Origin of the sequence: Pseudomonas sp. R84 (assembly GCF_009834515.1) — a bacterium.
Lineage (GTDB): Bacteria > Pseudomonadota > Gammaproteobacteria > Pseudomonadales > Pseudomonadaceae > Aquipseudomonas.
The window spans coordinates 1,624,639-1,646,680 of the sequence record NZ_CP019426.1 but is presented as its reverse complement, the minus strand read 5'-3'; the positions used below and the strand labels follow the sequence as shown (position 1 = coordinate 1,646,680).

Annotated in this window: 23 protein-coding genes and 1 tRNA gene; 9 read left to right on the top strand and 15 right to left on the bottom strand. The window is 59.0% G+C overall.

Annotated elements, in window-relative coordinates:
• Positions 1 to 49: 49 nt before the first annotated feature.
• From PspR84_RS07440 to dapA, 5 genes are all read right to left on the bottom strand, one after another.
• Positions 50 to 139, bottom strand: a tRNA-Ser gene (locus PspR84_RS07440).
• Between the two features lie 83 nt (positions 140 to 222).
• Positions 223 to 936, bottom strand: a complete 714-nt coding sequence (purC, locus tag PspR84_RS07435) for a phosphoribosylaminoimidazolesuccinocarboxamide synthase (RefSeq protein ID WP_008077821.1) — start codon at positions 934 to 936, stop codon at positions 223 to 225.
• 28 nt (positions 937 to 964) lie between these two features.
• Complete coding sequence (locus tag PspR84_RS07430) at positions 965 to 1,726, bottom strand: MBL fold metallo-hydrolase (protein WP_007911390.1); 762 nt, start codon at positions 1,724 to 1,726, stop codon at positions 965 to 967.
• 6 nt (positions 1,727 to 1,732) lie between these two features.
• Positions 1,733 to 2,848 carry an outer membrane protein assembly factor BamC gene (gene bamC, locus PspR84_RS07425; RefSeq protein ID WP_038358367.1) on the bottom strand — a complete coding sequence of 372 codons (1,116 nt, stop codon included), beginning with the start codon at positions 2,846 to 2,848 and terminating at the stop codon, positions 1,733 to 1,735.
• 17 nt (positions 2,849 to 2,865) lie between these two features.
• Positions 2,866 to 3,744, bottom strand: coding sequence for a 4-hydroxy-tetrahydrodipicolinate synthase (gene dapA / locus PspR84_RS07420; RefSeq protein WP_034153154.1), 879 nt, complete (start codon positions 3,742 to 3,744; stop codon positions 2,866 to 2,868).
• A 329-nt stretch (positions 3,745 to 4,073) separates the two neighbouring features.
• Between dapA and PspR84_RS07415 the strand changes: the two genes are divergently transcribed.
• Together PspR84_RS07415 and PspR84_RS07410 are read left to right on the top strand one after the other, a co-directional pair.
• Positions 4,074 to 4,634 (top strand): glycine cleavage system protein R, encoded by a 561-nt coding sequence (locus tag PspR84_RS07415; protein WP_007911394.1) that lies wholly within the window; start codon positions 4,074 to 4,076, stop codon positions 4,632 to 4,634.
• Between the two features lie 10 nt (positions 4,635 to 4,644).
• Complete coding sequence (locus tag PspR84_RS07410; RefSeq protein ID WP_160056554.1) at positions 4,645 to 5,118, top strand: peroxiredoxin; 474 nt, start codon at positions 4,645 to 4,647, stop codon at positions 5,116 to 5,118.
• Between the two features lie 136 nt (positions 5,119 to 5,254).
• Here the strand turns inward: PspR84_RS07410 and PspR84_RS07405 are convergent, their stop codons facing one another.
• Positions 5,255 to 6,325 (bottom strand): AI-2E family transporter, encoded by a 1,071-nt coding sequence (locus tag PspR84_RS07405; RefSeq protein WP_160056552.1) that lies wholly within the window; start codon positions 6,323 to 6,325, stop codon positions 5,255 to 5,257.
• 31 nt (positions 6,326 to 6,356) lie between these two features.
• Positions 6,357 to 6,596 carry a sulfurtransferase TusA family protein gene (locus PspR84_RS07400; RefSeq protein ID WP_160056550.1) on the bottom strand — a complete coding sequence of 80 codons (240 nt, stop codon included), beginning with the start codon at positions 6,594 to 6,596 and terminating at the stop codon, positions 6,357 to 6,359.
• Positions 6,597 to 6,694: 98 nt separating this feature from the next.
• Between PspR84_RS07400 and PspR84_RS07395 the strand changes: the two genes are divergently transcribed.
• Positions 6,695 to 8,128, top strand: a complete 1,434-nt coding sequence (locus PspR84_RS07395; RefSeq protein ID WP_034153149.1) for a M48 family metalloprotease — start codon at positions 6,695 to 6,697, stop codon at positions 8,126 to 8,128.
• Between the two features lie 81 nt (positions 8,129 to 8,209).
• On the opposite strand, the gene PspR84_RS07390 is transcribed toward PspR84_RS07395, so the two are convergent.
• The 4 genes from PspR84_RS07390 to rpoE all read right to left on the bottom strand — a co-directional run bounded on the left by PspR84_RS07390 (position 8,210) and on the right by rpoE (position 12,027).
• Complete coding sequence (locus PspR84_RS07390; protein ID WP_160056548.1) at positions 8,210 to 9,643, bottom strand: DegQ family serine endoprotease; 1,434 nt, start codon at positions 9,641 to 9,643, stop codon at positions 8,210 to 8,212.
• Positions 9,644 to 9,853: 210 nt separating this feature from the next.
• Entirely contained in the window at positions 9,854 to 10,819 is a 966-nt protein-coding gene (locus tag PspR84_RS07385) for a MucB/RseB C-terminal domain-containing protein (protein WP_160056546.1), read from the bottom strand.
• 8 nt (positions 10,820 to 10,827) lie between these two features.
• Positions 10,828 to 11,415, bottom strand: a complete 588-nt coding sequence (locus PspR84_RS07380) for an RseA family anti-sigma factor (protein ID WP_116028859.1) — start codon at positions 11,413 to 11,415, stop codon at positions 10,828 to 10,830.
• A gap of 30 nt (positions 11,416 to 11,445) precedes the next feature.
• Positions 11,446 to 12,027 carry an RNA polymerase sigma factor RpoE gene (gene rpoE, locus PspR84_RS07375; RefSeq protein WP_003172477.1) on the bottom strand — a complete coding sequence of 194 codons (582 nt, stop codon included), beginning with the start codon at positions 12,025 to 12,027 and terminating at the stop codon, positions 11,446 to 11,448.
• Between the two features lie 558 nt (positions 12,028 to 12,585).
• On the opposite strand from rpoE, the gene nadB reads away from it, so the two are divergent.
• The gene (gene nadB / locus PspR84_RS07370) at positions 12,586 to 14,202 is read left to right on the top strand and encodes an L-aspartate oxidase (RefSeq protein WP_160056544.1); all 1,617 of its coding nucleotides are present in this window, start codon (positions 12,586 to 12,588) and stop codon (positions 14,200 to 14,202) included.
• On the opposite strand, the gene PspR84_RS07365 is transcribed toward nadB, so the two are convergent.
• Together PspR84_RS07365 and PspR84_RS07360 are read right to left on the bottom strand one after the other, a co-directional pair.
• Complete coding sequence (locus PspR84_RS07365) at positions 14,171 to 14,623, bottom strand: protein YgfX (protein WP_160056542.1); 453 nt, start codon at positions 14,621 to 14,623, stop codon at positions 14,171 to 14,173. The two genes, nadB and PspR84_RS07365, sit on opposite strands and share 32 nt — an antisense overlap.
• Entirely contained in the window at positions 14,607 to 14,861 is a 255-nt protein-coding gene (locus PspR84_RS07360) for a succinate dehydrogenase assembly factor 2 (RefSeq protein ID WP_007911418.1), read from the bottom strand. The genes PspR84_RS07365 and PspR84_RS07360 overlap by 17 nt, the downstream gene beginning before the upstream one ends.
• A gap of 150 nt (positions 14,862 to 15,011) precedes the next feature.
• Between PspR84_RS07360 and PspR84_RS07355 the strand changes: the two genes are divergently transcribed.
• Together PspR84_RS07355 and PspR84_RS07350 are read left to right on the top strand one after the other, a co-directional pair.
• Positions 15,012 to 15,953 carry a folate-binding protein YgfZ gene (locus PspR84_RS07355; protein WP_160056540.1) on the top strand — a complete coding sequence of 314 codons (942 nt, stop codon included), beginning with the start codon at positions 15,012 to 15,014 and terminating at the stop codon, positions 15,951 to 15,953.
• Positions 15,954 to 15,988: 35 nt separating this feature from the next.
• A complete protein-coding gene (locus PspR84_RS07350; protein WP_016984704.1) occupies positions 15,989 to 16,810 on the top strand; it encodes an HDOD domain-containing protein in 822 nt (273 codons plus the stop codon).
• A 107-nt stretch (positions 16,811 to 16,917) separates the two neighbouring features.
• On the opposite strand, the gene PspR84_RS07345 is transcribed toward PspR84_RS07350, so the two are convergent.
• The gene (locus PspR84_RS07345) at positions 16,918 to 18,303 is read right to left on the bottom strand and encodes a sensor histidine kinase (RefSeq protein ID WP_016984705.1); all 1,386 of its coding nucleotides are present in this window, start codon (positions 18,301 to 18,303) and stop codon (positions 16,918 to 16,920) included.
• Positions 18,296 to 18,967, bottom strand: a complete 672-nt coding sequence (locus tag PspR84_RS07340) for a response regulator (protein ID WP_007911422.1) — start codon at positions 18,965 to 18,967, stop codon at positions 18,296 to 18,298. The genes PspR84_RS07345 and PspR84_RS07340 overlap by 8 nt, the downstream gene beginning before the upstream one ends.
• 236 nt (positions 18,968 to 19,203) lie before the next feature.
• Here PspR84_RS07340 and PspR84_RS07335 point away from each other — a divergent pair, with 236 nt between their 5' ends.
• From PspR84_RS07335 to PspR84_RS07325, 3 genes are read left to right on the top strand one after another with little or no spacing between them, the layout of a single operon-like run.
• Entirely contained in the window at positions 19,204 to 20,496 is a 1,293-nt protein-coding gene (locus PspR84_RS07335) for an OprD family porin (protein WP_160056538.1), read from the top strand.
• A gap of 53 nt (positions 20,497 to 20,549) precedes the next feature.
• Positions 20,550 to 21,527, top strand: coding sequence for a tripartite tricarboxylate transporter substrate binding protein (locus PspR84_RS07330; RefSeq protein WP_034153137.1), 978 nt, complete (start codon positions 20,550 to 20,552; stop codon positions 21,525 to 21,527).
• 56 nt (positions 21,528 to 21,583) lie between these two features.
• Positions 21,584 to 22,042 carry a tripartite tricarboxylate transporter TctB family protein gene (locus tag PspR84_RS07325; protein WP_007911434.1) on the top strand — a complete coding sequence of 153 codons (459 nt, stop codon included), beginning with the start codon at positions 21,584 to 21,586 and terminating at the stop codon, positions 22,040 to 22,042.

Sequence of the window (22,042 nt, the reverse complement as noted above, 5' to 3'; positions counted from 1 at the left end):
AAACGAAAAAGCCCCGTAGATTTTCATCTACGGGGCTTTTCCTATGTAATGGCGGAGAGATAGGGATTCGAACCCTAGGTACCGGTGAAGGTACAACGGATTTCGAATCCGTCCCATTCGGCCACTCTGGCATCTCTCCAACGGCGCGCATCATAACAACACTTTTACCGAAAGCAAACCCTCTTTCGAAAATTTCTCCGTGCTATCAGATGCTTGCGTCGATTAAAGCGGTACGCCCAGACGATTGGCGACTTCTTCGTAGGCTTCGATGACGTCACCGAGGCCCTGACGGAAGCGGTCTTTATCCATCTTCTTCTTGGTGTCCTTGTCCCACAGACGGCAGCCGTCCGGGCTGAACTCGTCGCCGAGGACGATCGAGCCGTCGCTGAACACGCCGAATTCAAGCTTGAAGTCGACCAGCAACAGGCCGGCGTCGTCGAACAGCTTGGTCAGGACTTCGTTGACCTTGAGCGACAGTTCTTTCATGCGAACCAGTTGCTCGGCGGTGCCCCAGCCGAATGCCACGACGTGGGATTCGTTGATGAACGGGTCGCCCTTGGCGTCGTCCTTGAGGAACAGTTCGAAGGTGTAAGGGTTGAGCTTCAGGCCTTCTTCCACGCCCAGACGCTTGACCAGGCTACCGGCGGCGTAGTTACGCACGACGCACTCGACCGGGATCATGTCGAGCTTCTTCACCAGCACTTCGTTGTCGGCCAGCAGTTTGTCGAATTGGGTCGGAATGCCGGCCGCTTCGAGTTTCTGCATGATGAAGGCGTTGAACTTGTTGTTGACCATGCCTTTGCGGTCGAGCTGCTCGATGCGCTTGCCGTCGAACGCCGAGGTGTCGTTGCGAAACAGCAGGATCAAGCGGTCAGCGTCGTCGGTCTTGTAAACCGATTTGGCTTTGCCGCGGTAGAGTTCTTCACGTTTTTCCATGATGGGCTCCGCTTGCTAAGTAGGTGGGCTAGGCGATGTGGCGCCAGTCGAGCCCTGAATCTTGATCGGCCAGTTGCAGCCAGTCCGGGTCGCACCCGAGGGTGTCGACAAAACATTGCCGGGCCAGCTGCGGCAGGTTGTTCTTGCTGCTCAGATGGGCCAGAACCAGGTGTTGCAGACCTTGCCAGCCCAACTCCGACACCAGGAATGCCGCCTGATGGTTGTTCAAATGTCCCAGCTCGCCGCCCACCCGCTGCTTGAGAAAGTACGGGTAATGACCACGGGCCAGCATGTCGCGACAATGGTTGGATTCGATCATCAACGCATCGAGATCCCGATAACCGTCCAGCACCCGCTCGCAGTAGGAACCCAGGTCGGTCAGCAGGCCGAAACGCCGCTGCTCGTGATCACTGAAGACATACTGGGTCGGTTCCTGCGCATCATGGGCCACGGCAATGACCCCGATGTTCAGTGCACCGATCTGCAGTTGCTCGCCGCCGGCCAGAAAGCCTGCGGGTTCGATCGGTTTGCGCATCCCGCGCAGTGTGCCGCGACTGAGGTAGACCGGTAGATTGTAGCGCCGAGACAGCAAACCCACGCCATGCACGTGGTCGGCATGTTCGTGGGTTACGAGTATCGCGCTCAGTTGCGCCGGGTTCACACCCAGGCGCAACAGGCGTTTTTCGGTTTCCCGCAGGGAAAAACCACAATCCACCAGCACATACGTATCAGCACTGGCGATCAGCGTGCCGTTCCCTTGGCTACCGCTGCCGAGAACGGCAAAACGCATGGTTGATCAGCCCAGGTTGTCCTGAATCACGCTCAACACTTTGCGTGCCACTTCAGCCGGCGCGACGGTGTTGATGTTTTTCTCGACGGTCACCTGAATGTTCTCGCCAACCTTGCTCAGGCGAACCTGATAACGCTCGGCACGGGCTTCAACTTCTTCCTTGCTCGGCGCACTGCCGAACAGACTGCTGAAGAAACCAGGCTTGTCGTCTTTCTTCTCGGCTTTTTCGGCCAGGTTGATGTAGTACAGGCCGAGGCTGCGGTTGATGTCTTCAACGCGCCACTCGCCTTGTTCCAGCGCACGGCCAACACTCGACCAGGCACGGTCCAGATCGGTACCGACGTTCAACACCGGGTTACCGCTGCCGTCTTCGCTGAGGCTGACACGGCTCGGCGTATCGAAATCACGCGAGGCCAGCATCGACACCGAACCGCCCTTCTCGGAGATCCGGCTCATGCTTGCGAGCATGTCGTCGACCAGCGCTGCGTCCAGGCCAGTGTTGACCGAACGGTTGGTGAATGCCACGTCGGCCGTGCTGCCGGCAGGACGCTCGGCGCTGACCACGTAGATTTCACTGGTGTTGCGCTGTACACCCGGCTCGATACGAACACGCACACGGGTTTCGCTGTCGCTGGCAATACCGGCTGCGCTCAGGCGCTTGGCCATGGACGCGGACAGTTCATCGGAATGCTGCCAGGTGGTGGTGAATTCGCCGGTTTGCGGGCGCTGTTCGTCCAGACGGAAACCGTTGTCCTGGAAGAATTGTACCGCCACTGGCCAGACTTCGGCCGGTGGGTGCTGGGCCACAACCCAACGCGAGTCACCGCTTTTCTGCAGAGAGTAATCGCTGGCATCGGCAACAGCCGACAGCGGCTGAGGCCGCGGCACAATGTATTCGCCCTTGGCGGTGTCATCAGCGACGTTACGCGGGATCGGCAGCAGCGGATCCAGACGCTTGGAAGTGCTGACTTCCGGCGGCAGTTGCATCGGTGCAGTCTGTTGCGCTTCCAGGTAGTCGCTACCACGGTCACGGAAATAACCTTCCGGGCCCCAGACCCATCCGCAGCCGCTGGTGCTGGAGATAATCAAGGCAAGTGCGGAAAGTCCGGCCATTCGCTTCATGCGTTGTACTTCCTCAATTAAACCAGGACGCTGCACTGGCGCAGGGCCGAGCGAAGCGTTTCGTGACAAGGTGTGCTCAGCCAGGTCAGTGGCAGGCGGATGCCTTCGTGCATCAGGCCCATTTCAACCAAAGCCCACTTCACCGGAATCGGGTTGGCTTCGATGAACAGGTCTTTGTGCAGCGGCATCAGTTTTTCGTTGATTGCCCGTGCGGTGTCGGCGTCGCCTTTCAGCGCAGCCTCGCACAGATCGGCCATTTCGCGCGGAGCGACGTTGGCTGTCACCGAGATGTTGCCTTTGCCACCCAGGAGGATCAGTTCAACGGCAGTCGGATCATCGCCGGACAGCACGATGAAATCCTTGCTCACACCATCGATGATCGCTTTGGCGCGTTTCAGGTCGCCGGTGGCCTCCTTGATACCGATGATGTTCGGCACGGTGGACAGGCGAATCACGGTCTCGGCCTGCATGTCGCAAGAGGTGCGGCCCGGAACGTTATAGAGAATCTGCGGAATGTCGACCGCTTCAGCAATGTACTTGAAGTGCTGGTACAGGCCTTCCTGAGTCGGCTTGTTGTAGTACGGCACGACCAGCAGGCAGGCATCGGCGCCGGCTTCTTTGGCGTTGCGGGTCAGCTCGACGGCTTCGCGGGTCGAGTTGGCGCCAGTGCCGGCGATGACCGGGATGCGCCCGGCAACCTGTTTGACCACGGCTTTGATGACGGCGATGTGTTCTTCTACATCAAGGGTTGCCGACTCGCCGGTAGTACCGACCGCGACAATGGCATGGGTGCCGTTCTTGAGATGGAAGTCCACGAGTTTGCTGAGGCTGTCCCAGTCAAGACGCCCTTGTGCATCCATGGGAGTGACCAGTGCCACCATACTGCCCGCAATCATGAAACCGCTCCTGCCGGAAAAAGAGAGCGGTAATGGTACTGGCGCCAAGATGCTTGCACAAGCGAAGTACTGCGCTGCCGCCATTCCCCTTGGCGCCGCTTTTCGCTACCCTTCAGACTTTGATCGGTACTGATCAGCTTGTACGCCGGGTTCCAGCCTTCCTTTTCGGCCTCCCAGACCCCGTTCCTGCGTCGCATCGGCGCGCTCCCACTATCAGTGGGGCGAGCCGCGAGCTTGCCGGGCCTCTTTGTACGGACCGCCAGAACAGGCACTCCCCGGCAGCCAACGCCCGATAACCTACCGACCGCTCATCGCTTTAGGAATGCTGCATGTCCACCCCCACAGTTCGCGAACAATTCCTTGTCATCAGTGCCCTCGGCGCCAACCCCATGGAGCTGACTAACGTCCTGTGCCGCGCCAGCCATGAAAATCGCTGCGCCGTGGTTACTTCGCGCCTGACTCGCCACGGCGAGTGCAGTGCGCTGATCCTTGAGGTCTCCGGTAGTTGGGACGCCCTCGCTCGCCTGGAAGGCAGTCTGTCGGGCCTGTCCAAGAAACACGCTTTCACCGTCAACGTCGTGCGCAGCGCACCGCTGGAAAATCGTCCGCAGGCGCTGCCGTACGTGGCCTATGTCAGCTCGGCGTATCGTCCGGACATCATCAATGAGCTGTGCCAGTTCTTCATGGATCACAACGTCGAGCTGGAAAACCTGACCTGCGACACGTATCAGGCGCCGCAAACCGGCGGCACCATGCTCAACGCCACATTCACCGTGACCCTGCCGGCCGGCACCCAGATCAGTTGGTTGCGCGACCAGTTCCTCGATTTCTCTGACGCGATGAACCTCGACGCACTGATTGAGCCTTGGCGCCCACAGAACCCAATGTAAGGAAGCTTTCATGGCCATTGTCATCGATCAACCGGTTGCCGATTTCGAAGCACCGGCCACCAGCGGACAGACCGTTAGCTTGTCAGCCCTGAAGGGCAAGCAAGTGGTGATCTACTTTTACCCGAAGGACAGCACGCCGGGCTGCACCACTGAGGGGCAGGGCTTTCGTGATCAGTACGCCGCGTTCAAGGCTGCCAACACGGAAATCTTCGGTGTTTCGCGCGACAGCCTGAAGTCTCACGAGAACTTCAAGTGCAAGCAGGAGTTTCCGTTCGAGCTGATCAGCGACAAGGACGAAGCCGTCTGCCAATTGTTCGACGTAATCAAGTTGAAGAAGCTGTATGGCAAAGAATACCTGGGCGTTGATCGCAGCACGTTCCTGATTGACAAGGAAGGTGTGCTGCGTCAGGAATGGCGCGGTGTGAAGGTGCCGGGGCATGTGGATGCAGTTTTGGCTGCTGCTCAGGTTCTGAATAAAGCCTGATGTTTTTGCGTCATTTTTACTGACGCCTTCGCGAGCAGGCTCGCTCCCACATTAAACCGTGCTCGCATGGGCGAATCGATCAATGTGGGAGCGAGCCTGCTCGCGAATAGCCTTCCTGCAAAATCTGGATCAATCGCTACAGCAGCGGCGCCACCGCCGGCTCTTGGCGCGGCCACGCATCCAGCACAGCCTTGAACAGGGTCGCCAGCGGGATCGCAAAGAACACGCCCCAGAATCCCCACAACCCGCCAAACAACAGCACCGCGCAGATAATTGCGACCGGGTGCAGGTTGACCGCCTCCGAGAACAGCAACGGCACCAGCACGTTGCCATCCAGGGTCTGGATGATTCCGTAGACAGCCATCAAATAGATGAACTGATCACTCCAGCCCCACTGAAACAACGCAATCAGCAATACCGGCACGGTCACCACCACCGCGCCAACGTACGGCACCACCACCGACACACCGACCATCAACGCCAGCAGCGCCGCATAGTTGAGCCCAAGAGCGACAAAAGCGATGTAGGTCACACCACCGCAAATCACGATTTCAATGACCTTGCCGCGAATGTAGTTGGCGATCTGCCGGTTCATTTCCTGCGCAACCCGAGTGATCAGCGCGCGCTCACGTGGAAGATAACCACGCACCCACTCACCGATCATCGCCCGGTCCTTGAGGAAGAAGAACACCAGAATCGGCACCAGCACCAGATAGATCATGATGTTCACCAGCAGCGGCAGACTCGACAGCGAGAATGTCAGCGCCCACTGGCCGAACTTGCCGATCTCGCCACGCGCCGCCTCGATCGCCTGCAACACCTGCTCATCGGATACAAGATGCGGATAACGCTCCGGCAGCAATAACAGCAGCGATTGCCATTTGGCGAGCATCCCGGGCAGCTCATTGAACAGCGTGATCAACTGATGCCAGAGCAACGGCAGCACCACGACGATAAACAGCATCAGTACGCCCATGAACAGCGCGAACACCAACCCTACTGCCACACCACCCGGCACGCGCAGACGCTCGAGCGTAACCACCAGGCCCTGCATCAGATACGCCAACACCATTCCCGCCAGCACCGGCGCAAGCATGCCGCCAAGCGTGAGCACCGCCGTGAAGGCGAGAAACAGCAGCACCGCCAGCACCACCGCTTCTTCATCGGAGAAATAGCGCTGAATCCAGTCGCGTAACACTTTGAACATCAATAATCCTTAGGTCTTTTACGCTTTGGGTTCAGGCCTTTTTCAACCAGTAACGGTAAACGCCCGCTTCGTCTTCTTCGCGCAGCAGCATATGACCGGCCAGTCTGGCAAAGGTGCGGAAGTCGCGCTGCGAGCCAGCATCCGTGGCGATGACCTTGAGCACAGCGCCACTCGGGAGCTTGTTGAGTTCCATTTTTGCCTTGAGCAGCGGCAACGGACAATTCAGGCCACTGGCGTCCAGTTCCACGTCATGGGCTACAGCGTCAGTCATTGCGTCACTCCGGTTCGGGTCGTCGAGCTGCCTAGAATATCTGGTCGCAGCTCCGGTGTCCGGCTACAGTAAGGTCTTTGTCTTCTAAGGCTTTGTGCATGACTTTTCTGCGCCCTACCCTGCTGACGCTCGCTTGCCTGCTCGCCTCACCAGGCTTTGCCGACGATCTGCCGTCACTCGGCGACGCCAGTTCTGCCATTGTCTCGCCGCAACAGGAATATCAGCTCGGCCGCGCCTGGCTGGCCATGTTGCGTAGCCAGGTTTCACAGCTCAACGATCCGCAGCTCAAAGACTACGTCGAATCCAGCGTTTATAAACTGGTAGAGACCAGCCAGGTCACTGACCGTCGCCTCGAATTCATCCTGATCAACAGCCCGCAACTCAACGCCTTCGCAGCGCCGGGCGGTGTGGTCGGGGTCAACGGCGGTCTGTTTCTCAATGCGCAGACCGAAGGCGAATACGCTTCGGTACTGGCGCACGAACTGGCTCACTTGTCGCAACGCCACTTTGCTCGTGGCGTCGAAGCTTCGCAGCGGATGCAAGTACCGATGATGGCTGCGCTGCTGGCCGGGATCGTCATCGCAGCGGCCGGTGGCGGTGACGCAGGCATCGCCACAATTGCCGGTACGCAGGCCGCGGCGATTCAATCTCAACGCACCTTCTCCCGGCAGAACGAACAGGAAGCCGACCGCATCGGCATCCTCAATCTGGAAAAGGCCGGGTATGACCCGCGCTCGATGCCGACCATGTTCGAGCGCTTGATGCGCCAGTACCGTTTCGACGCCAAGCCACCGGAATTCCTGTTGACTCACCCCGTGACAGAATCGCGTATTGCCGACACCCGCAACCGTGCCGAACAGGCCAAACCAGGCGGTATCGAAGATTCCAAGCGCTATCAACTGATCCGCGCCCGCGTGCAGTTGATCTACGAAGAAACCCCTGGCCTGGGTGCCAAGCGTTTCCGTGCACAACTGGACGAGAACCCGAAAAACGATGTGGCGCGCTACGGTCTGGCGATTGCGCAGATCAAGGGCGGCCAGCTGAATGAGGCGCGCGAGAATCTCAAGCAATTGCTGGCAACGTCGCCAAACGAAATCATCTATAACCTCGCCCAAGTCGATCTGGACATTACCAATAATCGTTTGCCGGATGCGCAATCACGGGTTGACCGGATGCTCACGCAATATCCGGGCAACTATCCACTGAATCAGGTTCGCGTGGATCTGCTGCTGAAACAGAATCGCGCGCCGGATGCCGAAAAGGCCCTGGAAGCGTTACTCAAATCCCGCCCGGATGATCCGGACGTCTGGTATCAGGTCGCCGAAACCCGTGGCTTGTCCGGCAACATCATTGGCCTGCATCAGGCGCGCGCCGAGTACTTCGCACTGGTTGGCGATTATCGTCAGGCGATCCAGCAGCTGGACTTTGCCAAGCGCAAGGCTGGCAGCAACTTCCCGCTGTCCTCGCGAATCGATGCCCGCCAGCGTGAGCTGATGGAGCAGGAGCGGATGGTGAAGGACATGATGGGCTGATCGTTACCCGCCGGGACAAAAGCTTCAGGCATAAAAAAACCGCCTCTTCCGAGGCGGTTTCTTTTTTACCTTAGCGCTGGATTATTCAGCCAGCTTGAAGGTGATGAAGCTCGCGCGACCTTGACGCAGAACGCGCATCGACACCGAACGATTCTTCGGCAGCGCTTTGGCGATCTCGCCAAACTCCTTGGTGGAACCGATAGCCTGGTTGTTGAGGTGAGTAATCACGTCACCTGGCTGCAGACCGATCAGGGCCGCAGGACCGTCCTGCACTTCCTTGATTACTACACCACCTTTGAGGTCATAGGTTTTCTTCTGCTCGGCAGTCAGTTCGCCCACCGAAACACCGAGGCGATTACTGGTGCTTTCAGTGCCGGACTTCGGCAGCGCATCCAGTTCTTTGTCTTCGTCAGGAATCGCACCAACTGTCAGTTCGACGTTCTTGCGCTTGCCTTCACGAATCACTTCCAGATTGGCTTTGGCGCCAGCTTTCAGTGCACCGACCAGATGCGGCAGGTCAGCAGACATGACGATCGGCTGGCCGTTCATGCTCAGGATCACGTCGCCGACTTGCAAACCACCTTTGGCTGCCGGGCCGTCATCCTGAATCTGAGCAACCAGCGCACCGGCCGGCTTATCCAGACCGAACGACTCGGCGAGATCCTTGTTCACTTCCTGGATGACCACGCCCAACCAGCCACGGCTGACCTTGCCGCCGCTCTTCAGCTGATTGGAAACGTCCATCGCCACATCGATCGGGATCGCGAACGACACACCCATGAAGCCGCCCGAACGCGTGTAGATCTGCGAGTTGATGCCGACCACTTCACCGTTCAGGTTGAACAGAGGGCCACCGGAGTTGCCCGGGTTGATCGGCACGTCAGTCTGAATGAACGGCACGTAGTTTTCGTTAGGCAGACTACGACCGACGGCACTGACGATGCCTTGGGTCACGGTGTGGTCGAAGCCGAACGGCGAACCGATTGCCACGACCCACTGGCCGGCTTTCAGGTCCTGAGACTTGCCAAGCTTCAATACCGGCAGATCCTTGCCTTCGATTTTCAGCAATGCCACGTCGGAACGCGGGTCGGTGCCGATCAGCTTGGCTTTCATTTCGCTGCGATCAGCCAGACGCACGAGGATCTCGTCAGCATCAGCGATCACATGGTTGTTGGTCAGGATGTAGCCATCAGGAGAGATGATGAAGCCCGAGCCCAGCGACTGCGCTTCACGCTGACGACCACCACCGCCCGGCGAACGCTGTTGAGGCGGCATGCCACGTTCGAAGAACTCGCGCAGCATCGGCGGCAGGCCTTCCAGATCAGGCATCTGCTGGTTCACTTTACGATCCGGCAGTTTCTGCGTTGTACTGATGTTCACCACGGCTGGCGACGCCTGTTCGACCAATTGGGTGAAGTCAGGCAGATCCGCCGCTTGTGCCGCAGGGACTACCTGACCGAGCAGCAGCACGGTGGCGAAAATGGAGAGATAAGATTTCAAACTTGGTATCGACATACAGCTCCCGTTACGACGAGCAGGGTTAAGCGATATGGAGCAAGGAACACCGGAAACCACCGACCGGCATTTTTGTTCCGGCAAAAACAAACAAGGCCAGAGCCGTGAGGCTCTGACCTATAAAAAATTTCCGGGGTATTTGCAAATGAAAATGCTCAGCAAACATTTCATCCACGTCTCGACGAAGAAGTGCTAACGACTGAAATCAGCTCATTGCTTACTGGTTGCAGTGCCATCGGTATTTCGCATCGACAGAGCAATTCGTTCGGCGGTGCCAATCGGGATCTCGCCCACGACCGTCACCATCATTTCGCCTTCGGGCGTGGTCAGGCGACGGGAAACGGCAACGGTCGGGCCCAGTTGAGTCCGCGTGTCAGTCACAGTCGCGCCATTCAACGGCTCGAGGAAAACCGAAAAACGCGCCAGACCGTCGTCATACAGCAAGCTGTTGACCTGGGTCTTGGTTTCCGGATCTTTGTGCGAGGTGCTGCTAGTCAGCTCGAAACCCGGCGGCAGCCATTCAGAATGCCAGACTTGAGCTGTCTTCACCGCCGAAGCCTTGTCACTGTCCAACGTAACTGCCTTGCAGTCAGCGTCGGCCTGCAAGTCTTTATCCGACGGGACTTCGTCAGTATCAAGACTGGTGAACTGGAAGCGCTCGAGCAACTGCCCTTTGTCGTTCAGCAACAACGACTTCAGCGGTAAGCCGGTTTTCTTGTCCAAATGCAATTCAAAGCCGTAACGATGCTGATCGCGAGGCGTCAGCGATACGATCACTGCGTCCCGCCCAGCCACGCGCGATTTGCCGATGACGGCAAGTTCATACCAATTTTTCAGCTTTTGCGGATCAAGAGGACGAGCGGCTGAGTTGGGAGAATCCCCCAGCCCGGCAATCAGGGTGCCGCTGACGCATTGAGTGTGTCCATCAATGCGCACGACTTCCTGCGCCGAACCGTCGAGCTGGAGTAAACGCTCGCGGACTTGGCCATTCTGGACGCGATGCCAGATGTTATGGGTAGAAAAGCTACCGTTACGCTCGTAAACGAATGTGCCGTGAAAGCTTTGCTGCTGCTCGGCCTGGCCCAGACGGGTCAACCAGTCCTGGGCCTCATCAGCGTGGGCTGGAACAATGAACCAGCCACTCAGCAGAAGCGAAAGTAGAGGTATGGCGCGCATGATCCTCCTTAACGGTTTTCCAGACTTGCTGCACGTGCGTATGGCAACGCGCTTTCAGTGCCTTTCAGTGCAGCCTGTTGAGCGTGCTGGCGCAAGTAACCTGGCAGACGCTGATCGTGCCAGCCTGGCTGACCTTGCAGTACGCCGTTGGCCATAGGACCAGTGGCTTCCGAACTCTCACTATAGCCTGCCAGAACAGCCGGACCTTTGACCTGCGGGGTCGCCAAGGTTGTCTGACTGGATTGCTGAGCCAGTTCGACACCAGCGATTTCATCCTGGTTGTACAGGCGAACACCGGCCAGAACGGCAACAGTTACCGAGGCTGCAACAGCCAGACGGCCGAGGTTGCGCCATGGGCTGCGAGATACTTTGGCCGGAGCCGTTTCGTCTTCCAGTGCAGCAGACACTGCCGCAGCGATATCCAGACGTGGAAGCAGCAGATCCTTGTGCATGGCTGCCCGAGCGATCTGGTAACGAGCCCAGGTCTCACGGGTATCAACATCATCCAGTGCATTGAGCACTCGACGCAATTCCAGTTCGTCCGCTTCGTTATCCATCACTGCGGACAGCGATTCCTGCAGGGCTTCACGACTCATGGCGTTCCTCTCTTGGCTGTCGCCGCTGTCTCAGTTTTCCTGCAACAACGGCTGCAGGGCTTTATCGATGGCCTCCCGGGCGCGGAAAATCCGGGAGCGCACGGTACCCACCGGACATTGCATGACGCTCGCAATGTCCTCGTAACTCAGACCATCGAATTCACGTAAAGTTAAAGCCGTACGCAAATCCTCTGGCAGTTGCTGAATGGTTCGATGGACGGTGCCTTCGATCTCATCCCGCAGCAGTGCCCGTTCTGGTGACTCGAGATCCTTGAGGCCGTGATCGCCATCGTAGAACTCTGCATCCTCGGAACTTACATCACTATCCGGCGGCCGACGGCCGCGTGAAACCAGGTAGTTCTTCGCCGTGTTAATGGCAATACGGTACAGCCACGTATAAAACGCACTGTCGCCGCGAAAGTTTCCAAGTGCTCGATACGCCTTGATAAAGGCTTCCTGAGCCACGTCCTGGGCTTCATGGGTGTCGTGCACAAAACGCACGATCAACCCGAGAATCTTGTGCTGATACTTCAGCACCAACAGATCGAAAGCTCGCTTGTCGCCGCGTTGAACGCGCTCGACCAGCTGCTGATCCTCTTCCTGGGTTAGCATGAACACTCCTCGATAAGCCCGGAGGAGACTTGCATAACTAAACGACCAGACTTGCAAACATAGACTCGGGCTTTTCGCAAAAGTTCTCCCCCTCAAGGCAAGTTTCCTGCGGGCTCTGATTTGGCACGCACGAAAAACGCAGCTCGGGATAAACCGGCTGCGCAAATAATCTAGTCATCGGTTTCGCCGGCAGGAATCCAACCACAGATTCCGCACTGAAGCCGACACTGTCCCTTATCTCTGGCACCGACTATTGATCTTGGGCCTTTGGCAAAAGTTCCAATTATTTATAGCCGTCGCCACCCGACATTGGGCAACCGTGTGCAGAAAAAGCCTGTTTCAGCAGCGATACAGTCGCCTTTTACCCAAACGGCGGAAAAAATCTTCCGACGAAGCACACGGTTTTTTCCGTCACAGTAGTTTCACAATGCCATATCGGCCCGGCTATTGTGCCGCCCCACCCCTCTATATACTAGTGGGCTGTGTGGCTGTCTTGACTCGCCGATCCAGCTGTCTTGCGCCACCCCCGACCCGGGTCGCTTTGAGCGGAATCCTGTAATGAGCCAACAATTCCAACATGATGTTCTGGTCATAGGCAGCGGTGCTGCCGGTTTGAGTCTCGCGCTGACCCTGCCGGGTCATTTGCGCATTGCCGTATTAAGTAAAGGCGATCTGGCCAACGGTTCCACGTTCTGGGCCCAGGGTGGCGTCGCCGCCGTGCTCGACGACACCGATACTGTCGAATCCCATGTTGATGACACCCTGAACGCCGGCGGTGGTCTGTGCCACGAAGACGCCGTGCGTTTCACCGTGGAGCACAGCCGCGAAGCCATCCAGTGGCTGATCGACCAAGGCGTGCCCTTCACCCGCGACGATCAATCCGGCACTGAGGATGGTGGATTCGAATTCCACCTGACCCGCGAGGGCGGCCACAGCCACCGCCGCATCATCCATGCTGCCGATGCGACCGGCGCGGCGATTTTCAAAACCCTGCTGGCTCAGGCCAAAGAGCGCTCAAACGTCGAACTGCTGGAGCAGCGGGTTGCCGTTGATCTGATCACCGAACGACGCTTGGGCATGGACGGCGAACGCTGCCTCGGTGCTTACGTACTCAACCGTAAAACCGGCGAAGTCGACACGTACGGCGCACGCTTTGTGATTCTCGCCTCGGGAGGCGCCGCCAAGGTCTACCTCTATACCAGCAATCCCGACGGTGCCTGCGGTGATGGCATTGCCATGGCCTGGCGCTCGGGTTGCCGGGTGGCGAACCTGGAATTCAACCAGTTTCACCCGACCTGCCTGTATCACCCACAGGCCAAGAGCTTTCTGATTACCGAAGCCCTGCGCGGCGAAGGCGCCCATTTGAAGCTGCCGAACGGCGAACGCTTCATGTATCGCTTCGACAAGCGCGCCGAACTGGCACCGCGCGACATCGTCGCTCGGGCCATCGACCATGAAATGAAGCGCCTGGGTGTCGACTGCGTTTATCTCGATATCAGCCACAAGCCCGAAGACTTCATCAAGACGCACTTCCCCACTGTTTATGAGCGCTGTCTCGGTTTCGGTATAGACATCACCAAACAGCCCATCCCGGTCGTGCCTGCCGCGCATTACACCTGCGGCGGCGTGATGGTCGATCAGAACGGTCGCACCGATGTGCCGGGCTTGTATGCCATCGGCGAAACCAGCTTCACCGGCCTGCACGGCGCCAACCGCATGGCCAGCAACTCGCTGCTGGAATGCTTTGTCTATGCCCGCTCAGCGGCGGCCGACATCCTCGCGCAACTGGACGATGTCACCGCGCCAAACGCCTTACCCGCGTGGGACGCCAGCCAGGTGACCGATTCCGACGAAGACGTGATCATCGCGCACAACTGGGATGAACTGCGGCGCTTCATGTGGGACTACGTCGGCATCGTGCGCACCAACAAGCGCCTGCAGCGGGCACAGCACCGCGTGCGCCTGCTGCTGGACGAGATCGACGAGTTCTACAGCAACTATAAGGTCAGCCGCGATCTGATCGAATTGCGCAATCTGGCGCAGGTGGCCGAACTGATGATCTGCTCAGCCATGGAACGCAAGGAAAGTCGCGGCCTGCATTACACCCTCGACTATCCCGACCTGCTGCCCGAGGCTCTCGACACTATTCTGGTGCCGCCCACCTACGTCGGCTGAACTTGAGCCGCACTCGCAGGCGTCGGTGCAAATCCGCCGCCTGCGAGTCCCTTGGTACGCAGATCGACCTGACCCGCCATTCCCCGCGCAGACGAAAACGCAACACCACGATCAACGGCAGCGCGAGGCTGTCCGGCCTCAATTGCACGGCTTGCCAGCCATCCGCCTGATTCCACAACTGCCAGCCATCGGCGTCCCGGCGCAATCCGCGAAACGCCCGACGGTGATTCAGCAGAATCTGCCGAGGCAACACCCAAAACCCGTGAAGCAGACAGCCAAAAGCCCCGAGCACGCTGGCCCAGAGTGGAATAGAGAGCAGAAACAGAGCGCCCAGCGCGAACGCCTGGGCCAACAGATAAGCCGCCAGCAACTGCCGTGAGGCATGCCAGCGGCATTCGAACGTGTTACTTGGGCTGGACACGGTCCAGGATCATGCGAACCATGCGCTGCAGTTCCGGATCTTCAGACTCGCTGCGCTCCATGAACCAGCCGAACATGTCCTGATCCTCGCACGTCAGCAGGCGCACATACAGATCGCGATCCACCTGGTTCAACGTCGCGTAAACCTCCTGCACGAACGGCACCAGCAACACGTCAAGCTCGAGCATGCCGCGACGGCTGTGCCAAAACAGGCGATTCAGTTCAACTTGTTCGACCATGGAGCCCTCCTCAAATTTGGCGGCAAGTATACAGCCCCGAGGCGGCCCGCACAGTCGGCTTTGGTCGGGCACCACCGATCCTTTATCAACTACCCATTTCAACCATGCCCCCTTATGATGTGCCCCAGTCTATTTACCCTGCGAAGACCCATGGCCGATTCTGCTTTTTTCTGCACCCTGTCTCATGAAGGCGTTCTCGCGGTTCGCGGCGCGGATGCCGGAAAATTCCTGCAAGGCCAGTTGACCTGCAATCTCAATTACCTGAGCGACAACCGTGCCAGCCTCGGCGCCCGCTGCACGCAGAAAGGCCGGATGCAGTCGAGCTTCCGCATTCTGCTCGAAGGTGACGGCGTAGTCCTGGCAATGGCCAGCGAGCTGCTGGAGCCGCAACTGGCGGACCTGAAAAAGTACGCGGTGTTCTCCAAATCGAAACTGACCGACGAAAGCGCCGCCTGGGTGCGCTTCGGTCTGGCGCACGGCGAAAGTGCCTTGACCAGCCTCGGTCTGGACCTGCCGGCGGAAACCGACAGCCTCGTGCGCAACGAAGGCCTGCTCGCGATTCGCGTCTCGCCCGATCGCGCCGAACTCTGGGCACCGGCCGATCAGGCTGACGCGATCAAAACCAAATTGTCCGCCGCCCTGCCTGAGGCTGAGCTCAATCAATGGCTGCTGGGCCAGATCCGCGCCGGTATCGGCCAGGTCATGCCGAGCACCCGCGAGCTGTTTATCCCGCAGATGCTCAACCTGCAAGCCGTCGGCGGCGTGAGTTTCAAGAAAGGCTGCTACACCGGCCAGGAAATCGTTGCGCGCATGCAGTACCTGGGCAAACTCAAGCGGCGCTTGTATCGCCTGAGCCTGGACACTGCTGATTTGCCGGAGCCTGGCACACAACTGTTTGCGCCAAGCCACAACAGCTCCATCGGTGAAGTGGTGCTGGCCGCCAAGGCCGGGCAAAACATTGAACTCCTGGCGGTGCTGCAGGCCGAAGCTGCCGAAGCCGGTGATTTGCATCTGGGCACCCTCGAAGGTCCCGCGCTGCATCTGCTCGACCTGCCTTACGAACTGGATCGCGACCGCGAAATCCAGCGCTGATCGCAGCATTTGTTGCAACACCCTAGAGAGTTTAAATGAGCGAACTGGCGGAAAAAGTCCAACAGGATTTGGTTGAGGCCATCGATAACGATGACCTGGTTCTGCCCACGTTGCCGGAGGTGGCCCTGCAGATTCGCAAGGCCGCTGAAGACCCGGAAATCAGCGTCAGCGACCTGAGCAAAGTGATCGGCCGGGACACGGCGCTGTCGGCGCGCCTGATCAAAGTGGTCAACAGCCCGCTGCTGCGCGCCGCACAGGAAGTCACCGACCTGCACACGGCCATCACCCGGCTGGGCATCAACTACAGCAGCAACCTGGCGATCGGTCTGGTGATGGAGCAGATTTTCCACGCCCGCTCCGAAGTGGTCGAACAGAAGATGCGCGAAGTCTGGCGCAAGAGCCTGGAAATTGCTGGCGTCAGTTATGCGTTGTGCCGCCGCTACACACAACTCAAACCCGATCAGGCAGCGCTCGGCGGACTGGTGCATCAGATCGGTGTGTTGCCGATTCTGACCTACGCCGAAGACCACTACGAACTGCTGTCAGACCCGGTCAGCCTCAACCATGTGATCGATCACATACATCCGTTGCTGGGCGACAAGTTGTTGCGCGTCTGGGAGTTCCCGGAGCGACTGGTGGAATTGCCGGGGCGCTATCAGGACTTCAAGCGCGATTCGACGGCCATTGATTACGTCGATCTGGTGCAGGTGGCGAGCCTGTATTGCCACAAGGACACGGATCATCCGTTTGCGCGGATTGATCCAATGACCGTTCCGGCGTTCAGAAAGCTTGGGATTGATCCGGAGAACAAAGCGCTGTGTGAAGATCTGGAAGAATCGCGGACGATGTTTTACTGATCCGAAACTTTATTGTGGCCATCGCGAGCAGGCTCACTCCTACAGGAGAACGCGTTCCAGTGTAGGAGTGAGCCTGCTCGCGATGAGGCCAACAAAAACACTGCAAGTCACCCGGCGATAAAACTGACCCGCACCTTCAACCCCGCCTGCTCACCATCATGCAGACTGATCTGCGCCAGATGCGCCCGGCAGATCTCGCCGACAATCGCCAAGCCCAAGCCAGAACCCGCGACCTGCTGATTGCGCCGGTAAAACCGCTCAAACACCCGGTCGCGCTCTTCCAGCGGAATCCCCGGCCCGTCATCTTCAACCTCAAGCACCGCTGGCGCCGTCACCCGCAATATCACGTTACCGCCCGGTGGCGTATGCGCCAAAGCGTTGTCCACCAGATTGCTCAGTAATTCGTTCAGCAGCGTCGGCTCACCGCGCAACCACACCGGTTCGTCCGCCTCCAGCGCCAGCGCTACCCCGCGCTTGTGCGCCAGAGGCGCCATGGCCATGCCCAATTCCCGGGCCAACTGACTCAGATCGAGCAACTGCGCGCCGCCCTCGGCAATCGCCCGGGCGCCGTTTTCGACGCGCGCCAGCGACAGCAACTGATTGGCCAGATGGGTCAGGCGATCGGTGCTTTGCGCCGAGGATTCCAATGTCGTGCGCCACGTCTCGGGCTCGTTCGAACGCAAGCCCAATTCAAGCCGCGCTTTCAGTGCCGCCAATGGCGTGCGCAACTCATGGGCCGCATCGGCGATGAACTGCGCCTGCCGTTCGAACTGACCACGCAAGCGCTCGGTGAAATGATTAAGCCCACGCACCAACGGCCACAGCTCATGCTGCACTTCAACCAATGGCAGCGGCCGCAAGTCGTCGGGCTGCCGCTCTTCCACAGCTGTGCGCAAGCGCTCCAACGGGCGCAATGCAGCACTGACCGCAAACCACACCAGCAGCAACGCTCCGATCGCCAACATGCCCAGGCGCAGCAAGGTATCGGCCGCCAGACTGCGCGCCATGCTCACCCGTGCTTCATCGGTTTCGGCAACGCGGATTTCCGCCATGCCGTTCATGTTCGGCTCGGTCACTGCTTTCAGCAGGCTGACCACGCGCACGTTCTGCCCTTTGTAGGTGGCGTTGTAGAAACGCGCCAACGCTGGATAACTGTCGGTGCGCGGCGTCCCCGGCGGCGGCCCGGGCAGATTCTCATAGCCGGAAATCAGCTTTTGGTGGATGTCATTGACCTGATAGTAAATCCGCCCGGCGCTGTCATAAGCGAAGGTGTCGAGTGCGACGTAAGGCACATCGGCACTCAGTGTGCCGTCACGTTGCGACAGGCCCGCAGCGATGGTCCGCGCCGAGGCCAGCAGCGTGCGGTCATACGCGGTGTCGGCGGCTTCGCGACCGTTCCAGTACGCGCTCAAGCCGCTAGCGAGCATCAACACCACCAGCAGCAATGCGAGGTTCCACAGCAAGCGCCAGCGCAGGCTGCTGGGCTTATGCATCGCGGCTTTCCAGCAGATAACCGAGGCCACGGAAAGTCACGATCGCCACCGGTTGGCCATCGAGTTTCTTGCGCAAGCGATGCACGTAGATTTCGATCGCGTCGGGGCTGGCTTCTTCGTCGAGGCCGAACACCTGGGACGCCAGTTGCTCCTTGCTCATCACCCGCCCCGGCCGGGCAATCAGCGCTTCCAGCACCGCTTGCTCGCGAGAGGTCAGCGTCAGCAATTCTTCGCCAAGGGTGAAACGTCGGGTGTCGAGGTCGTAGGCCAGCACGCCGCAGCGCTGCTGGCGTTCGCCACCGAGCACACTGCGGCGCAGCAAGGCTTTGACGCGCGCTTCCAGTTCGGTCAGTTCGAAAGGTTTGGCGAGGTAATCGTCGGCGCCCAGATTGAGGCCGTGGACGCGATCCTTCACATCGCTGCGCGCGGTCAGCATCAACACCGGCAGATTTTTTCCACGTGCGCGCAACCGCGCCAGCACTTCAAAACCGTCCATGCGCGGCAGACCGACATCGAGGATCGCCACGGCGTATTCCTCACTGCCCAGTGCCAGATCGGCGGCTACGCCATCGTGCAACACATCCACGGTCAGACCGGTGCTTTTGAGCGCCTGAGCGACACTTTCGGCCAGTTGCAGATGGTCTTCGACGAGCAGGACACGCATGGATTTTTACCTCGTTCAGGGATGGCCGACGCCACGCTTTGCCGCGGAGTTTACAGCCGCAACCGCCGCTGTGAAGCCCGAAAACCTTGAAAGTCTGCTGAAAGGTTAGCGAAAGGTTAGCTGGTTAGAGTCGGCCCACGGACAGTTCCGACTGCCGTCGCTGATGCCACACAGCGCAAAGAAAAACGCCTCGAAGCGTTTTCGACCAATAAGAACAATAAACGGAGTACACCCGCATGCCGTCCATGCAGCCTCAGGCGTCCACGTCTGTTCACCCTTCCCGTTTCAGCCACACCGCCCTCGTCAGTGCCGCCGCCCTTGCCGGTTTTTCGCCGTTGAGTTTTGCCGACTTCATTGAAGACAGCAGCGCCACCTTCGAAACCCGCAACATGTATTTCAACCGCGACTTTCGCGATGGCACCAGCGCCCAGCAATCCAAGCGTGACGAATGGGCCCAGGGCTTCATGCTCAATCTGCAATCGGGTTACACCGACGGCACCGTGGGGTTCGGTGTTGATGCGTTGGGCATGCTTGGGGTGAAACTCGATTCGAGTCCGGACCGCACCGGCACCGGCCTGCTTCCAACCCACGACGACGGGCGCGCGGCAGACGAGTACTCGAAAGTCGGCCTGACCGGCAAAGTGAAAATCTCTGCCACCGAACTTAAAATCGGCAGCCTGATTCCCGAACTGCCGATCCTCAAACCCAACGACGGGCGCATCCTGCCGCAGACCTTTGAAGGCGGCTTGCTGACCTCCAAAGAGATCAAGAACCTGACCTTCACCGGTGGCCGTCTGGAGAAAGCCAAGGATCGCGACAGCACCGATTTCGAAGACATCGCCCTCAACAACAAGAACAGCCGTTTTGCCGGCACCGCCGCTGGCAAGCACTTTGATTTTGGCGGCGTGGACTACAAGTTCACCGACAAGATCACCGGCAGTTACCACTTCGCCCAACTCGACGAAGTCTACAACCAGCACTTCTTCGGCCTGGTTGCTTCACGGCCGATGGGCCCGGGCACGTTTGCCACTGACCTGCGTTTCGCCGTCAGTGATGATAAGGGCGCGGCCCGCGGCGGCGAAATCGACAACCGCTCGCTCAACGGCCTGGTCAGCTATGCGCTGAGCGGCCACAAGTTCAGCGCCGGTTACCAGCACATGTCTGGCGACAGTGCCTTCCCTTATGTCGATGGCAGCGACCCGTACCTGGTCAACTTCGTGCAGATCAACGATTTCGCCGGTGCTGAAGAACGCTCCTGGCAGGCTCGCTACGACTTTGACTTCGCCAAGCTCGGCATTCCTGGTCTGAGCTTCATGAGCCGCTACTTGAGCGGTGACAACATCAAGCTCAAGAACGGTGAAGAAGGCAAAGAGTGGGAACGCAACACCGAAATCAAATATGTAGTACAAAGCGGCGCCTTGAAGGATGTCGCCGTGCGTTTGCGTAATGCCACTTACCGCTCCAACTACTCGGCTCGCGATGCAGACGAAGTGCGTTTGCTGGTGAGCTACAGCGTTGCGCTGTGGTAATGGCCAGTTGAAGAAAAACACGTCGAATAACAACAATGCCCGTGGAGAATCGAATGAACCTGTCACTGCGTAAAGTTGCACTGGCCGCCAGTTGCATCCTGTTTGCCGGCCAACTGATGGCCGAACCGAAACGTCCGGAATGTATCGCCCCGGCCTCCCCCGGCGGTGGTTTCGACCTGACCTGCAAACTGGTGCAGAGCGCACTGGTCAACCAGAAACTGCTGAGCAAACCGATGCGTGTGACCTACATGCCCGGTGGTGTCGGCGCGGTGGCCTATAACGCCGTAGTCGCTCAGCGTCCTGCCGATGCCGGCACGCTGGTCGCGTGGTCGAGCGGTTCGCTGTTGAACCTGGCCCAAGGCAAGTTCGGTCGCTTCGATGAAACCAACGTGCGCTGGTTGGCAGCGGTCGGCACCAGCTACGGCGCCATCGCAGTGAAAAGCGATTCGCCCTACAAGACCCTCGACGATCTCGTTCAGGCATTGAAGAAAGATCCAAGCTCGGTGGTGATCGGCTCCGGCGGTACCGTCGGCAGCCAGGACTGGATGCAAACCGCACTGATCGCCAAGGCTGCCGGGATCAACCCGCGTGACCTGCGTTACGTCGCCCTCGAAGGTGGCGGCGAAATCGCCACCGCCCTGCTCGGTGGCCACATCCAGGTCGGCAGTACCGACATCTCCGACTCCATGCCGCACATCCAGAGCGGCGACATGCGTCTGCTCGCGGTGTTTGCCGACAAGCGTCTCGACGAGCCGGAGATGAAAGACATCCCGACCGCTCGCGAGCAGGGCTACGACATCGTCTGGCCGGTGGTGCGCGGCTTCTACCTGGGGCCAAAAGTCAGCGATGAAGACTACGCCTGGTGGAAAGACTCGTTCGACAAACTGCTGGCCTCCGACGAGTTCGCCAAGCTGCGCGATCAGCGTGAACTGTTCCCGTTCGCCATGACCGGCCCGGAGCTCGACACCTACGTGAAGAAGCAGGTTGCGGACTACAAAGTGCTGGCCAAAGAGTTCGGCCTGATTCAGTGATCGCCTCTGTCTAGCGGCTGCGTTCCCGGTTGCGTGGACGCGGCACAGGAGCTCCCATGCTTATTCAACGCATTTTCGCCTCAGTGTTGTTGCTGGTTTGCGCCGGTCTGGCACTGATGGCGTGGCCGTACCAAGCGGCTTTTTCCTACGAACCGGTCGGCCCGCGCGCCTTTCCTTTGCTGATGCTCGGCCTGATGGGCGCGGCGCTGCTGTACATGGTGTTTCGCCCGGCGCCGATCAAACACAGTGAAGACGAGCCGCCACTGGATCGCGAAACCCTGACCAAGATCGCCATCTGCGTCGCACTGCTGCTGGTGTTCGCCGGTCTGTTCGAACCGCTGGGGTTCATCCTCAGCAGCATCCTTATCGGCATTCCGATGGCGCGTTTGTATGGCGGTCGCTGGATGCCGAGCATCGTAGTCACCACGCTGATGGCCATCGGTCTGTACCTGCTGTTCGACCGTGTGATGGACGTTCCGCTGCCCCTTGGCCTGCTCGACGTGCTGGAGAACTGA